Genomic DNA, 13,672 nt, shown 5'->3' with positions numbered 1-13,672 from the left:
AGACGATAGGAAAGTGTGGGGGATTTCGCCTGTGTCATGACACAGGCAGTGCTTGCTATGTGTGTTTTCGACACTCCAAAAGGGTGTGTCGGTGTTCCGATTGCTTAGGCAATCTGATTGGAACACATATCTTGGGCTGATAGAATTACTTTAGCTATTTTTTGTCCACTTGCGCTATTAAACTGTCCATTTGCGCTATCGGCTTCAGAAATTTTTATATAATTTCCGATATAATAATCGAAAAGAAAAAAGAGGTGGAACATGATAAGAATTGCAATATGTGATGATGAAAAGAACATACGAACCTATCTTTCATCACTTGTCAGGAAACAGAACATAGAATGTGAAATCACAGAGTATGCTTCCACTGATGAATACCTGTCAGATCAAAAGGAGCATGATTTGCTGTTTCTGGATATTGAAATGAAAAGCGTTGCGTCCGGTATGGACGGTATGAGCATGGCAAAACAGATCAGGGCAACGGAGCTTACAAAGCAGCCAATTATTATATTTGTTACAGGCTATGAAAAATATGTCTATGATGCTTTTGATGTAGGAGCATTTCAATACCTGTTAAAGCCTATTGATGAACAGAGATTTGCCCAAGTTTTCCGGCGGGCAGCCGAACAGATTATATCAGAAGCGGAGCAGCAGAAGAAAACGCTGGTTATCCAATATGCCAATACGAGCAAGGCTATACCGTTAGATCATATTTACTATCTGGAAAGCCAGAGCCACAAAGTTGTAATTCATATGAATGAGGAAGAACTGGAATATTATGCAAAGCTCGGAGATTTGGAAGAAGAATTGCAGGGACAGTTTTTCCGTATTCATAAGGGATATTTAGTCAATCTTGCCTGCATAGATGAGTACAACAAGACAGAAGTAACGCTTGTCAATGGAGATAAGCTGCTGATTTCAAAATATAAATATCCGGACTTTGTAAAAGCATATCTCCGGTATATGCAGTAGGAGGACAGCGGATGAGTGAAACAGAGTTTGTGTTGTTCCAAAATATAATAGGCGGAATTGAAACTTTTTTATATGCAGTCTGTCTGACAGCTTTTTTCTATCCATTTATGACAGAAAAGAAAGAACGACAGGGAAGTAAATTAAAAAAGATACTAATAGTTTTTGGAAGTTATATAGCCATATCCCTTATTGGAAACTTTGTTCCTGCTTATGGGTGGTTAGGTTTGATGATTGTAATAATTTTATTGACGGCATCTTCTGGCTATTTAGGCATGAATAGAAATTTTACATTTTTTATGGGGATTATATTTTTCTGCATTAGAAATTTAAGTATGCTGATTGTGGAAAGTATAGATTTCTTTACAAGCAGATATTGGGTGCAGGAAAAAACATTAGTAGAGGATATTTTTCGTAATGCATCATTGAATTACATTTTTATTGCCGCATTTAGAATCTTCTTGTTTTTAATTATGCTTTTTGTTGTTGGACATCGATTAGGAAAACAAAAGATAGAACTGCAAATAAGGGAATTGTGCTATCTGATTTTGACACCGATAGTAGCAATTTTATTTGGAAATATTATTGTCCGGCTTTGGATAGTGGTGAAAGATGATTTGATTTTTCAACTTTATGAACAATATCCAATATTTCTGGGAATAGTGCCAGTAATTGCAATTTTATTCTATGCAGGAATTTTAATCACAATAGTGTCCTATCAGGAGATGGAAAAACTTCAGGAAGAAAAGAAAAAGCATTTTATTGAAGAACAACAGGTTCATTCAATACAGGAGCGAATGGAGGAAGTAGAGCAGTTTTATAACGGAATACGGCAGATGAAGCATGAAATGAGAAATCATTTGACGAATATCAAGGGACTTATGGAGAGTGGCAATTATGAGGATATGCAACAATATCTGTCAAAAATGGATGAGAGTATGAATGTGTTTGAGATAACTATTCAGACAGGCAATGCTGTTACGGATGTGATTGTAAATGATAAGCAGAAAGCAGCAAGCAAACAGGGAGTACAATTTCAATCAGAGTTCTCTTATCCGGTATCAGACAGATATGATGCGTATGATATTGGAATTATCGTCAACAATTTGTTGCAAAATGCACTTGAAGCCTGTGAAAAAATGAATACGGGGGAAAGATATATTACGCTGTCTGGAAAACAAAAAAGAAAATTTTTTCTGATAGAAGTAAGAAATTCTTTTGACGGGGAAATCAAGTTTGATAGCAATACAAATCTTCCAGTTTCCGATAAAGAAAAAGATATTTCCTTACATGGAATAGGATTATCCAATGTAAAGAGAGAAGTAGAGAAGTACATGGGAGATTTAGATATTAAGGTAAAGAAAAATGAGTTTAGTGTAACAATATTGTTACAAGAAAGGAGAACAGAAAATGAGTATTAGTGGTGTAAATGGTATTGGCGCAACTGCCTACGCTTATATGAACAGCAGTATGAAAACAACAGGGGAAGGCAATTTTGCAAGTGAAGTACAAAAGGCAGAGGAAAGACAGAGCACAACATCAACTACCTCTGCATGGGCGGGGGATATGGTTATTTCGCAGCCACCAAATTATAGTGGCTTTACATATGATAGTTCTATTTCCAATAAGACCAAAGAGGAAATGACAATGGACGAATATAAGCAATGGGTTATGAATGAAATGTCTCAGATGCCTGTGAGCGGATGGTATCGTTCCACATGTGTTGGAGGTTCACTGATTATTACAGATGAAGCATTTGAAAAGATGAAAAGTGATCCAGAATGGGAAAATACTGTCATGAATATGGTAAGAAAGATGTATTCCACAAATGGCATAATGGGATCGAAAATGATTGGTTTTCAAGTCATTGGTGCTTCGCCGGAAGAATGCTATGGTGAAGGTATACCCGTAAAAAGTGACAGTAACTCGGATGACTTATCAGATGATGAAGAATCATGGTGGGAGAAACGCCATGAAGAATTTGAAGAAATTATAGCAGAACAAATAAAGGAGGCACAGGAAAAGGCGAGAGCACAAAAAGAACTAGCATGGGCAAATTATTTAAACAGTCAGTTGGTTAGTCAGCAGAGATTACAAGGCTTTCTTATTGAGAGTGTGCAAAGTGGACAGGATAGAACAAATATATCAGCTTTTCAGCCGATGGGTGTGTCAGCCTACGAGGACACAATAAGTACATTTAGTAAGAGCGTGATAGAAAGTCAAAAGCTTTAAACGAGGAGGTTTAAAAGTATGGATATACAGGCACTTGGAATGCTGAGTAATATAACAGCAATTGTGCAAAAACAAAATGTGAATACTATTGAAGGTGATATAAATGTAGAAAAGGATTTTTACGGAACTCTTAGAGAACAGCAGATAAACTGTGTAAAAGAAGATATATATAATAAATTTCATATTGATGTGGGAGCTGCAAATGGCTATTTTGAGTGTTATATTCCAAGTGATGTGCTATATAAAATGAATACAGATACAGCATTAAGACAAAAAGTTTATGATATGCTTGCAGATTATAGCAGCGATAAATTCAAACTAACGATGCGGACACTTAATCCGCCTGTAAAAAAATGTACACTGGTTTTTGATGATAATGGTGAGATAGTTGCCACATTAGAGCCAGATGTAGGTGGAGAGAAGGCGATTTCGGAGAGGTCAAAGAATACTGAAAAAGTAAGGATAATGAATGCGAGCGATATAAAATCCTTATTGCAAAACGATATGCAGGAGATGATTAAAAAAATAGAAGTACAAGGAGTTATGGCAATGGAATATAAAAAGAAAAGTATTTATAAATAATGTAAAAAGAGAATGTTTGGACTCATAACGAGAAAGCATAGGCAATTCTGACTGACAGAGGAATTGTAGAAGATAGAAAATAGCTTGACAGGAGGAATATTAAAATGGCTATTGGTGGAATTGGCACAACAGGTTATACAGTAGGATATGAAACAAGACGGATGGAAAGGAATACAGCAGGAAAGAATTTTGCAGAGGAGATAGAAAAAACTGTAAATGTTGATAATATAGCGGCATGTAACAAGACCTTTGAATTGCAGGGAGGCGGTGCAATATTATCAACCATTCATGTCCAAACAGGAGAATCTATAGGGATTTATTATGATGAAGAGGCTGGCGGTAATCATATGGTTGCAAAGGTAAAAGGAACAGATGGTTCGGAAAAGGAAATCAAGATTGATCCTGATGAGGTAGATCCATCAAATGCTTCTTATGTAGAAATGTTGGCATTGTCGGCACATTTAAAGCAGCAGGGAAAGATTGATAGTCCGGCAGGAGGAATTGTTGCAATGACGATGGCAAAGCGTGTGCAGAAAGCCAATGCAAGGCAGGGAGAAATCTATGATAAGAGCAGTTTTTTAAGTGAAATGCAAAATACATTAGAGGATTGTCTGAAAAATGGTTTAATGGATACTTATATGCGATACATAAAAGAAGTTGGTATATATTCTGCTATGACAGGCAGAAGTGCATAGGCAATTCAGACTGACAGAGGAATTGCAGAAAGGTTGAAAAAATCATGGATATACAGGCACTTGGAATATTAAGTAGTATTACAATGCAGGAAAATGTTAATGTGGTAAGAAATACAGGAAATGACTTTAGGGAAGTGTTTGAAAAAATCACAGGTGGAGAATTAGCAAGAGAAATTGGTAATAGCTATAATGTAACATTAAATGTGGGTAGCATAGTAAGTTGTCAGCAGTTGCTTGATGAATATGATATGAGAGGTACAAATCATGTCATAATTTCCCCGGAAACATTATCAAAAATGGAGAGTGATCCAGCTTTGAAGAAGAGCGTGCTGAGTAAAATTGAAGAATTTTGCAGTTCTGAATCTCAGAAAGAAATACAAGCTTTATCGCCGCCGGTAAAAAGCGCTGGAATGATAATATATCCGGACGGAAGCACACTTTATTGGCTGGAGGGTTATCCGAATGAAATAGGAAATGAAAAGGATAAAAAAATAGTAAATGAAATGTCGATAAGTGAATCGTTTCAAAAGTATAGTGATACAAATTATCAAGCAACAGAAAATAATTTGGAATCTATTATGCAGATTATGGCAACGGAATATAAAAGGAAGAGTATTTCATAAATATTGTAAAAAAGAGAATGCTTGGACTCATAACGAGGAAGCATAGGCAATTCTGACTGACAGGGGATTGGCATAAAAGGATAATATTCAGAAAAAAAATTTATGATTTTAGGAAATAAGTTAATGCAGGATTTGTTTTACTGTAAAAAACAAAATATTTCAAAATAGGAGGGAAACAATGATTAATATAAAATCTTATTATGTGAATCCAAACAATAGAGTACTTACATCTAATATCAAGAATACAGAATTAAGGATAGAGAAGCTTTTAATCTGAAAACATCAGGAAGCAGTTTGGAACAACCGGAAAAATAATTTTCGTTATAGTATATAGGATAAATAAGAAAAACCAAACAGCAGATAACGTACTGCTTGGCTGGATATGGAAATCATTCTTTTGTATTGACCAGAGCTTTAGCAGTAGATAAAAGTAATAAGGCAGGTGATGTGTATGGGAAAATGCTAGTTCTGACATTTGAAGATAGTGAGGAAGAAATTCTGAATCATATAATATCCTGTGTCAGTATGGGAGTAAGAGCATTTCAAGTAATTGAAAATACAAAAACGAATTTGAGTTTTAATGGATTGGAAATAGATGATATAAATCGTTCGGTAAGAAAACAGAAACAGGAAATAGATTTGACATTTACAGAGTTTGAAATCCTTTATCTGTTAGCCAACAATCCAGGCAGAGTGTTCAGCAAGGAGCAGATTTATGATATTGTCTGGAAGGAATCCTATTCCGGCGATTACAACATCGTCATGAGCCATATACGCAACATACGAGAAAAGATAGAGGATAACCCGAGCAAGCCTGTTTACATACAGACGGTATGGGGTGTAGGCTATCGTTTCAACAAAAATTTAAGCAGCGGTCTGTAAAGAACAAATACAGATCACTGCTTATTTTTCATTTCTGACACCTAAAAGATATTCACAAGATACATGAAAAAATTCAGCAAGGGCAACCACTTCATAATCCGGTACAAAGCGTGTCCCTTGTTCTATTCGTAATACGGTCAAATCGCTAAATTCATATCCGGCAAGCTGGAGCTGTTCTGCCAGTGCTTTTTGCGATAGCTGCCTTTCAGTTCGCAATTCCTTTACTCTCTGACCTATCAGATTTTTGGAATTGCTTTCTTTATTCCAGTAAATTTTCATATCATCACCAACTTTCTAAAGATGAAGTGCCACATGATTGATTTTACGGAATAATCTTGATAATATACTTCTAAAGATGAAGTGCGAAAAAATATTGTTGTAAGAAATTTTAGGATTGATAATACTGCCTGTAAAATGCAATACTTATTTAGAGAAAGGTGGACACAAAATGAATGAAGTATTTGAAAGATTATCTGATGTTTTTGAGGAGCTTCGAAGCGATGCAGGCGAACGGGAGTATTCCATACAGACAGAGGAAGCAAAGAAGGCGGATAAGGAACTGAAAAAAGAAAACCGGGAATATGAAAAATTCTTATCTGACCTTTCTACAGAGCAGAGAAATTTTTTAGAAAACTATATGGATATTGTAGATCATGCACACTTTCAGGAACAACAGAGAGCCTATTATCAGGGGATAGTAGATGCAGTACAGATACTTGCTGGACTTGGGATTGTTAAAGAGAGTGTTAAGGTAAAAGAGTTACTGAATACAATAATGAAATAAGTAAGCAGGGTGGAGCGTTTAATCATGGAATTTCCACCCTGTTTTTCTTCAGAATAATTCAGAAACAATCCAGAAAAAATCGAAATCTTTCTGCTATTCTGTCTCATGGGTTTTATATGTACGAAGATAGGCTTCCACAAGTGCAAGAATAGTGGTGATCTGATCGTCCGTACATTCTGAAAGATAAACCAGCAGCCTTTGGTAATCCAGATTATCGGTTGGAGCTGCCGGATAAAAAAACGGATCAGCAGAGATATGTAAAGCACGAATGAGTTGTCCGAGTTTTTCAAGACTTGGAACATTGCCATGATTTTCAATCTCTTTGATATATCTTGATGAGACACCGGATTTTTCGGATAACTCATCATAAGTCAGCTTTTGGTCTAATCTGGCTTTCTTCAGGCGAAAACCCATGTCTTTATCAATTTTCTTAGATTTAGCCATATCATGCACCTCCGTATATAGTGTATAGTTCACGATTTGAAAAAGAAATGAACTAATAACGCACTAAAACAGAGGGATATAATGCACTTGAATAAAATAAGTAACTTTGGATATTGCATATAAAAAAACGCAGTATTCAAAGGTTTTTTCTCATGTTTTTATCCTTTGAATGTGTTTGGGAGAGTTATGGATTCTGAACCGTTGAAAGGATATTTTTGTATTTGGGAAATATTATCCTGCCCATTGCGTGGAAGGACAGCTAAATAGGTCGCATTTTAAGTAATGCGGCAAATTCTACAATTGAAAGTGTATTATATACACTCGTAGAGTGTGGAGAAAATTTAATATCAGATATGAACAGCGTCCTGTGGGTGTGTGCCTGCGAGGACGTTTTTTGTATACAGAAAAATTTCTATAAAAATTTTTCAATCCACCCGAACATCTCCCCGGTTTCATTTGGGAGATACACCGGAAGGGAAAAAAGGCAAATGCCTTGTCATTCGGAACGGGAGGAGGTGAACTCGTATGGGGCAACCTTCTTCTAAGGATGAAATGACTGTCAGGCATCAGTTTGACCGTTTGTGCCAGATGGCATTAAAAGGTGAAGCTGTCAATTATTACAAGCACGTGGACTATCGTAGAAAACACGAAGTCACATTCTCTGAACTGTCAGAAAAGGAGTTGAGCAAATTATTTACTATGGATGAGTACGGAACAGAAAATCATCATTTTGAAGTGCATGGCTATGATATTGAAGTAAAAAATACTTTGATTGCGGAAGCATTAAAAGAACTTACGGAAAGAAAAAGGAATGTTATTTTACTTTCCTATTTCATGGAGATGAGCGATGCAGATATTGCAAGAGAAATGAATCTGGTTCGCAGTACCATTCATGAACACAGAACACGCTCACTGGAAATTTTGAGAAAGATCATGGAAGGAATAGCAGATGAAAAAGATGTCTAAAACCAGAAATAAAGAAAATTTGTTGCCTTTCCATATTATAAAGGCAGCATCAGAGGGCGATGTGAGTGCAATCAATGCCGTGTTAAAACATTATGAAGGGTACATAATCAAATTGTCCACAAGAAAGCTGTATGACGAAAGTGGACAGGTACACTACTGCATTGATGAAACTCTGCGTCGCAGATTAGAAACAAAGCTGATCACAAAGATATTGGCTTTTGAAGTTGCATAACAGGCGGTTAGCATTGTCCCTTTCCATTCGCTGATTGCTGCGTATGCACCCTGTACCTTGACAACTGAATATTTTTTGCATACAGGACGTGAGGATATGTGGAGCCACTAGGTAGATTCGCCAAGATGTACCTGCTCTTTGCTAGGAGTGAATGTGAGGAACTGTTGAAACATTACATTGAAGTAAAGGTATGGAGCGAGATGATCTGACAAAATGTGTGGCAGTAACACAGGGCGATGAAGCATATCCGTGATAATGATACTTCCGGATTGTAAGGAAATTTGCAGTCCGGTCAATTTGAATGACGGTGCAAGACCGATGTGGGCAGAGTAATGATCTGTCACCTGTATTGCATTTTTATCTGCCTATGAGAGCCGGCAAGTGAATTGTGGGTTGTCATTGGCAGATAAAATGCGTGTTAAAATATGAGGAGGTGGGTGTGATCGAAAAGAAAAGATTGCTAAGATATAGTATGCAATTATCTATGTTAAGACAGTTGCTAAATAAGAAGTTGATTAGTGAATTTGAATATAAAAAAATAAAGAAACGTTTAATGAAAGATTATAATATTGTATCTGATATTACAGCTTGACTTGTTGAGTGTGTTGCAATATAATCTATATGAACACTACGGAGGGAATACAAAAGGAGAGAGCATGGAAGTAGAAGTTATCAAGGCGAATAATCCATTTGATGAGTCAGCAAAAATAAGAAAGACTGACCGCCTGAGAGTAGCAGCATACTGTCGTGTCAGTACTGATGATGAAGATCAGATAAAAAGCTATAATTCGATGGTTAAATACTATACAGATCTTATAAAAAATAATAATCAGTGGGTATTTGCAGGAGTATATGCTGATAAGGCAATTACAGGTACCAAAGTAGATAAACGAGAAGACTTTCAGCGATTGATACAAGACTGTATGGATGGTAAGATAGATATGGTTCTTGCCAAGAGTCTTCCTCGTTTTGCCCGAAATACTTTAGATACATTGAAATATGTAAGAATGTTAAAAGAAAAAGGCATTGCAGTTTATTTTGAGGTTGAAAAAATAAACACAATGAAAGACGGCGAATTTCTTATGACTATATTAAGCTCTGTTGCACAACAAGAAGTAGAGAATACTTCAGCATATGTGAAAAAGGGTTTAAAGATGAAAATGAAACGTGGTGAATTGGTCGGATTTCAGGGATGCTTAGGCTATGATTACGATGTTGCAACAAAATCTCTTTCTATCAATGCAAATGGTGCAGAAACTGTAAGATATATTTTTGACAGATATGTTGCAGGTGCAGGAAGCACAATGATTGCAAGAGAATTAAACGAACAGGGAATAACCACTATAAAAGGAAATCCATGGACAACATCAAGTGTTATGGGTATTATCAATAATGAAAAATACAAGGGCGATATTCTACTTGGAAAGACATTTACGGTTGATCCTATTTCTAAAAGACGATTGGAGAATTTAGGAGAGGAAGATAGGTTTTATATAAGAAATCATCATGAACCTATTATTTCAGAAGAAACCTTTGCTAGAGCACAGGAAATCAGAGAACGCAGAAATGGTGGAAGAAAATCCCCTACACCGGGGAAAAGAGAAAAATATAGCAGACAGTATGCGTTTAGCTGTATGTTGGAATGTGGTTTCTGCGGAGCAAGTCTTTCCAGACGAAGATGGCATAGCAGTTCAAAATACAAGAAAACAATATGGCAATGTGTAAAGTCAACGAAAAGTGGCAAAAGATATTGTCCGGATAGTAAAGGAATACCAGAACAGGTAATAGAAGAAGCTTTTATTGAATCCTATAAAATGCTTTGTTCTGATAATAAAGATGTATTAGAAGAATTTGTTACAAGAGTTGAAAAAACTTTGAGTGAGGATACTGCAAGAGATAAACTTATGAAATATCAGAAAAGTGCAGATAATCTTCAAACGAAGCGGAAGGCACTTTTGGAGAAATACTTAGAAGGAATTGTTTCACAGGATATATACGAAGAAACAGATGTGGGATATGAGAGAAAGTTATCCGACATAAGAGCGAATATAGAAATGTTGGAACAACAAATGGAAGATGAGGTATCTCTGAAACGGCGAGTGGAGGATTTTAAGAAAGCGTTATCACAAAATGAAGTGCTTCAAGAGTTTGACAGAGGTATTTTTGAAAGTATTATTGAAAAAGTCATAGTCGGTGGCTATGATGCAGATGGAAACAAAGATCCCTATAAAATTACTTTTATATATAAAACAGGATTTAGAAACGAGGTTGGAAACGCAAAACAGCGTTTTGACAAGACAAAGAGCGTAGGGGATAAGGCAAAAGAATTGTGTTCCCATATCGCAGACGAGGTAAAAGATGTGTGTTCCTATGTTAGTGACAACACATGTGGAAACGGTTGTTCTTTTGTCCCAACTGAAACAAAAGCCAGATGATTACATTAATGTAACGATTGAACTTGATGATGTGGATATAACATCTGCAGAGACTAAGGCAACATATGATGAGATAAAGAAGTATGTGTTTGAACATAATGCCGGCATGAAAGTTTCCAATCTGTATATTTCACAGGTAAAGAGAAAATGTGGAATTGAGGTTGGAAAGAATTATAATTTACCTAAAAATGAAGACAGTAGGCAACCACAGTGTCCGGAAGATAAAGAGAGAGCAATTGTGGAGGCATTGGAGCATTTTAAGATGATTCAGCAGAAATAAAAGGAGTTTGATAAAGGAAAATACTGACTTATGAAAATACATATTATTGGTTGCAGTGGTTCTGGAAAAACCTATTTAGCAAATGCACTTTCAAAAAAGTATAATATTTCCTGTTTCGACTTAGATGATATTCAATGGGATAATAACGCCAAAGAATATGGCAAAAAGAGAACGCTTGATGAACGAAAAGCGTTATTACAAGAAATATTATATAATAATGATGAGTGGATAATTGAGGGGGTATATTATGTCTGGGTACAGCAAAGTTTTGATGAAGCTGATAAAATATATGTTTTAGATATGCCTGGTTATTTATATAAAAGTAGAATTATTATGCGCTCTATAAAAAGAAAATTGGGAATACAAAAAGGAAAAAGAGAAACTTTGAAATCGGTCTATAACCTTTTGAAATGGACTGAAACTTTTCAGAGTAAAAATCTGAAAGAAATAAGAAGTATTTTAGATAGATATGATGATAAAGTTATATGGCTATCAAGAAAAAAAGATGTAGAGAAAATAATAAAGGCGGTATGATAACTTCCAGATTTGTATGTATGGTAAATCTAAACTGTATTTTAGCAATATTTCCTGAGTGGGGGCAGAAAGTGCCCCCACTTTCACTATTTGGGGGCGAAAAGCGCCCCCGGAATTCAAAAATGGCTCCATTTTGCGCCCCCGTTTTTTAAAATCTGGAATCTAAACAAGATTACAATGAAATCAGAACATAAAAAGTGGGGGCAAAAAGCGCCGTCAAAATCATAAAGTGGGGGCGGAAAGCGCCACCAAAATGATAAAATGGGGGCAAAAAGCGCCCCCACATATAATAAACAAAGGGTTCAAGGGAAAAATCCCTTGCTAGAACGGCATTTGGATGGAGACATCTCTAATGCGTATTTAGCCGTCGCTGGGGACTGATATATAAGAAGGAATATTGTTTAAGCAGGAAAAGACATAGAAGACTCTGGCTATATCGCAGGATATGTGCCTTGAAAGAATTGATTTGTGATAGATAGAAATATTTGAAAACTACCATTCAGTAAAATCTATTCCATTTTAGTAAGTCTTGAGATAAAATATGTTCTGTGAATTATTCACAAGATAATATTTTAAGGAGGCTTGGCAATGAACAAGGATTTTGAACGCTGCTGTAGCTTTCTTGCAGACATGATTATTAAATATGCACCAGAGATAAAAGAAGAAGTAGAGGTGTGTATGATGATCAAGGATTCAATTGATGACGAGAAAGTAAGCAGGCAGAAACAATTTGACCGGTTCTGTTATTACTTAGGTGGGATAAAACAGCTTCTGGACAAAAAGGCTGCATAGGCAGCTGGCATCCTGTAGATAATATGCTACGGGATGTATACATATATTACGGGACTTCATTCATAAGAGTGGAGTCTTTTTGTTTTATTCTTTCATCTTGGAAAAAGTTTTGGTTGAACAGAGGTTGGAATGATGATAAAATTTAGTTGGGACAATAGCGAATGCATGCGTTCACATTTCATAACTAAGAAGTAATGGATTGGAGAGGTGCTTATGGCAGATAAAATTGGAACCGATGAATATGGGGAAATACTTATATATCAGACTGATGATGGGCAGACAAATATAGAAGTTAAAATAGAAGATGATACAGTGTGGCTGACACAACAGCAGCTTACTGAATTATATCAATGCAGTAAATCAAATATAAGTGAACATATAAAGCATATATTCGAAGAAGGGGAGCTGGATAAGGATTCAGTTGTTCGGAAATTCCGAACAACTGCAGATGATGGAAAAACATATAATGTTACTTATTACAATTTAGATATGATTATCTCTCTTGGATACCGTATTAAATCAGTGATTGCAACAAGATTCAGGCAGTGGGCAACAAAGCGGCTAAAAGAATATATGATTAAGGGATTTACGATAGATGACGAGCGTTTGAAAGGAAATGGTGGAGGAAATTACTGGAAAGAGTTACTTGACAGAATCAGGGATATAAGATCTTCAGAAAAGGTATTGTATCGCCAGGTTCTTGATTTGTATGCTACGAGTGTAGATTACAATCCTCATAGCGAAGAGTCTGTTAGATTCTTTAAAATTGTTCAGAATAAACTTCACTATGCAGCACATGGTCATACTGCGGCAGAGGTTATATATCAACGTGCTGATGCACAAAAACCATTTATGGGACTTACTTCATTTTCAGGTGAATTACCAGCATTAAAAGATATAGGAATTGCAAAAAATTATCTGGATGAGAGTGAACTAAAAGTATTAAATAATCTTGTATCTGGTTATTTTGATTTGGCAGAAATTAATGCAATTGAACATAAACCTATGTACATGGATGATTATGTAAAGCAATTGGATAGTGTTTTGTCATCAGGAAACAGAAAGCTTTTAACTGGTTCCGGTTCTGTAAGTCATAAACAGGTGTTGGAGAAAGCAAAGTCAGAATACAGAAAATATCAGGAGATTACTTTGACACCAGTCGAAAAAGCATATCTTGAAAGCATTAAAGAGGTTTCCAAGGAAGTAAAAAGGAGATAACATC

At 35.9% G+C, this 13,672-nt stretch carries 17 protein-coding genes and 1 pseudogene; 16 read left to right on the top strand and 2 right to left on the bottom strand.

Going from position 1 to position 13,672, the window contains the following annotated elements; all coding sequences use genetic code 11:
• The first annotated feature begins 261 nt into the window (after window positions 1-261).
• The 7 genes from DXD06_RS09510 (at window position 262) to DXD06_RS09480 (ending at window position 5,983) form a co-directional block, all read left to right on the top strand.
• The gene (locus DXD06_RS09510) at window positions 262-972 is read left to right on the top strand and encodes a LytR/AlgR family response regulator transcription factor (RefSeq protein ID WP_055264237.1); all 711 of its coding nucleotides are present in this window, start codon (window positions 262-264) and stop codon (window positions 970-972) included.
• An 11-nt stretch (window positions 973-983) separates the two neighbouring features.
• Window positions 984-2,390: a sensor histidine kinase gene (locus DXD06_RS09505; RefSeq protein WP_006859239.1), complete on the top strand. Its 1,407-nt coding sequence runs from the start codon at window positions 984-986 to the stop codon at window positions 2,388-2,390.
• Window positions 2,380-3,201 carry a hypothetical protein gene (locus DXD06_RS09500; protein ID WP_055264380.1) on the top strand — a complete coding sequence of 274 codons (822 nt, stop codon included), beginning with the start codon at window positions 2,380-2,382 and terminating at the stop codon, window positions 3,199-3,201. The genes DXD06_RS09505 and DXD06_RS09500 overlap by 11 nt, the downstream gene beginning before the upstream one ends.
• Window positions 3,202-3,219: 18 nt before the next feature.
• The gene (locus tag DXD06_RS09495) at window positions 3,220-3,783 is read left to right on the top strand and encodes a hypothetical protein (RefSeq protein WP_117831460.1); all 564 of its coding nucleotides are present in this window, start codon (window positions 3,220-3,222) and stop codon (window positions 3,781-3,783) included.
• Between the two features lie 104 nt (window positions 3,784-3,887).
• Window positions 3,888-4,478, top strand: coding sequence for a hypothetical protein (locus tag DXD06_RS09490; RefSeq protein WP_117831459.1), 591 nt, complete (start codon window positions 3,888-3,890; stop codon window positions 4,476-4,478).
• Window positions 4,479-4,522: 44 nt separating this feature from the next.
• Window positions 4,523-5,101, top strand: a complete 579-nt coding sequence (locus DXD06_RS09485) for a DUF6033 family protein (RefSeq protein WP_055264386.1) — start codon at window positions 4,523-4,525, stop codon at window positions 5,099-5,101.
• Between the two features lie 372 nt (window positions 5,102-5,473).
• Window positions 5,474-5,983: a winged helix-turn-helix domain-containing protein gene (locus DXD06_RS09480; RefSeq protein WP_330417550.1), complete on the top strand. Its 510-nt coding sequence runs from the start codon at window positions 5,474-5,476 to the stop codon at window positions 5,981-5,983.
• Window positions 5,984-6,004: 21 nt separating this feature from the next.
• Here DXD06_RS09480 and DXD06_RS09475 read toward each other — a convergent pair whose 3' ends face one another.
• Window positions 6,005-6,262: a helix-turn-helix domain-containing protein gene (locus DXD06_RS09475; protein WP_006859232.1), complete on the bottom strand. Its 258-nt coding sequence runs from the start codon at window positions 6,260-6,262 to the stop codon at window positions 6,005-6,007.
• A 169-nt stretch (window positions 6,263-6,431) separates the two neighbouring features.
• Here DXD06_RS09475 and DXD06_RS09470 point away from each other — a divergent pair, with 169 nt between their 5' ends.
• Window positions 6,432-6,767: a hypothetical protein gene (locus DXD06_RS09470; protein WP_006859231.1), complete on the top strand. Its 336-nt coding sequence runs from the start codon at window positions 6,432-6,434 to the stop codon at window positions 6,765-6,767.
• 93 nt (window positions 6,768-6,860) lie between these two features.
• On the opposite strand, the gene DXD06_RS09465 is transcribed toward DXD06_RS09470, so the two are convergent.
• Complete coding sequence (locus DXD06_RS09465; RefSeq protein ID WP_171029199.1) at window positions 6,861-7,211, bottom strand: helix-turn-helix domain-containing protein; 351 nt, start codon at window positions 7,209-7,211, stop codon at window positions 6,861-6,863.
• Between the two features lie 525 nt (window positions 7,212-7,736).
• Between DXD06_RS09465 and DXD06_RS09460 the strand changes: the two genes are divergently transcribed.
• The 8 genes and pseudogenes from DXD06_RS09460 to DXD06_RS09420 all read left to right on the top strand — a co-directional run bounded on the left by DXD06_RS09460 (window position 7,737) and on the right by DXD06_RS09420 (window position 13,668).
• Window positions 7,737-8,177 carry a sigma-70 family RNA polymerase sigma factor gene (locus tag DXD06_RS09460; protein ID WP_117831457.1) on the top strand — a complete coding sequence of 147 codons (441 nt, stop codon included), beginning with the start codon at window positions 7,737-7,739 and terminating at the stop codon, window positions 8,175-8,177.
• Window positions 8,161-8,409 (top strand): helix-turn-helix domain-containing protein, encoded by a 249-nt coding sequence (locus DXD06_RS09455; protein WP_117831456.1) that lies wholly within the window; start codon window positions 8,161-8,163, stop codon window positions 8,407-8,409. The genes DXD06_RS09460 and DXD06_RS09455 overlap by 17 nt, the downstream gene beginning before the upstream one ends.
• 439 nt (window positions 8,410-8,848) lie before the next feature.
• Window positions 8,849-9,001, top strand: a complete 153-nt coding sequence (locus DXD06_RS09450) for an SHOCT domain-containing protein (RefSeq protein ID WP_442969666.1) — start codon at window positions 8,849-8,851, stop codon at window positions 8,999-9,001.
• Between the two features lie 64 nt (window positions 9,002-9,065).
• Window positions 9,066-10,844: a recombinase family protein gene (locus DXD06_RS09445; protein WP_117831455.1), complete on the top strand. Its 1,779-nt coding sequence runs from the start codon at window positions 9,066-9,068 to the stop codon at window positions 10,842-10,844.
• Window positions 10,789-11,124, top strand: a pseudogene (locus DXD06_RS09440) (23S rRNA (uracil(1939)-C(5))-methyltransferase RlmD); the annotation flags it as partial. The gene DXD06_RS09445 and the pseudogene DXD06_RS09440, both read left to right, overlap by 56 nt.
• Window positions 11,125-11,154: 30 nt before the next feature.
• The gene (locus tag DXD06_RS09435) at window positions 11,155-11,658 is read left to right on the top strand and encodes an AAA family ATPase (RefSeq protein WP_117831454.1); all 504 of its coding nucleotides are present in this window, start codon (window positions 11,155-11,157) and stop codon (window positions 11,656-11,658) included.
• A 588-nt stretch (window positions 11,659-12,246) separates the two neighbouring features.
• Window positions 12,247-12,450 carry a hypothetical protein gene (locus DXD06_RS09425; RefSeq protein ID WP_109257794.1) on the top strand — a complete coding sequence of 68 codons (204 nt, stop codon included), beginning with the start codon at window positions 12,247-12,249 and terminating at the stop codon, window positions 12,448-12,450.
• A 213-nt stretch (window positions 12,451-12,663) separates the two neighbouring features.
• A complete protein-coding gene (locus DXD06_RS09420) occupies window positions 12,664-13,668 on the top strand; it encodes a virulence RhuM family protein (protein ID WP_117831453.1) in 1,005 nt (334 codons plus the stop codon).
• Window positions 13,669-13,672: the final 4 nt, after the last annotated feature.

The organism is Roseburia sp. TF10-5 (assembly GCF_003462365.1).
Taxonomy (GTDB): Bacteria; Bacillota; Clostridia; order Lachnospirales; family Lachnospiraceae; genus Roseburia; species Roseburia faecis.
The sequence above is the reverse complement of the archived record's forward strand: the minus strand, read 5'-3'. Positions and strand labels throughout refer to the sequence as shown.

Bases quoted from the DNA above. Each gene is read 5' to 3' on its own strand.
- DXD06_RS09510 (WP_055264237.1), top strand. From the start codon at position 262: ATGATAAGAATTGCAATATGTGATGATGAAAAGAACATACGAACCTAT.
- DXD06_RS09505 (WP_006859239.1), top strand. From the start codon at position 984: ATGAGTGAAACAGAGTTTGTGTTGTTCCAAAATATAATAGGCGGAATT.
- DXD06_RS09500 (WP_055264380.1), top strand. From the start codon at position 2,380: ATGAGTATTAGTGGTGTAAATGGTATTGGCGCAACTGCCTACGCTTAT.
- DXD06_RS09495 (WP_117831460.1), top strand. From the start codon at position 3,220: ATGGATATACAGGCACTTGGAATGCTGAGTAATATAACAGCAATTGTG.
- DXD06_RS09490 (WP_117831459.1), top strand. From the start codon at position 3,888: ATGGCTATTGGTGGAATTGGCACAACAGGTTATACAGTAGGATATGAA.
- DXD06_RS09485 (WP_055264386.1), top strand. From the start codon at position 4,523: ATGGATATACAGGCACTTGGAATATTAAGTAGTATTACAATGCAGGAA.
- DXD06_RS09475 (WP_006859232.1), bottom strand. From the start codon at position 6,262: ATGAAAATTTACTGGAATAAAGAAAGCAATTCCAAAAATCTGATAGGT.
- DXD06_RS09470 (WP_006859231.1), top strand. From the start codon at position 6,432: ATGAATGAAGTATTTGAAAGATTATCTGATGTTTTTGAGGAGCTTCGA.
- DXD06_RS09465 (WP_171029199.1), bottom strand. From the start codon at position 7,211: ATGGCTAAATCTAAGAAAATTGATAAAGACATGGGTTTTCGCCTGAAG.
- DXD06_RS09460 (WP_117831457.1), top strand. From the start codon at position 7,737: ATGGGGCAACCTTCTTCTAAGGATGAAATGACTGTCAGGCATCAGTTT.
- DXD06_RS09455 (WP_117831456.1), top strand. From the start codon at position 8,161: ATGAAAAAGATGTCTAAAACCAGAAATAAAGAAAATTTGTTGCCTTTC.
- DXD06_RS09445 (WP_117831455.1), top strand. From the start codon at position 9,066: ATGGAAGTAGAAGTTATCAAGGCGAATAATCCATTTGATGAGTCAGCA.
- DXD06_RS09435 (WP_117831454.1), top strand. From the start codon at position 11,155: ATGAAAATACATATTATTGGTTGCAGTGGTTCTGGAAAAACCTATTTA.
- DXD06_RS09425 (WP_109257794.1), top strand. From the start codon at position 12,247: ATGAACAAGGATTTTGAACGCTGCTGTAGCTTTCTTGCAGACATGATT.
- DXD06_RS09420 (WP_117831453.1), top strand. From the start codon at position 12,664: ATGGCAGATAAAATTGGAACCGATGAATATGGGGAAATACTTATATAT.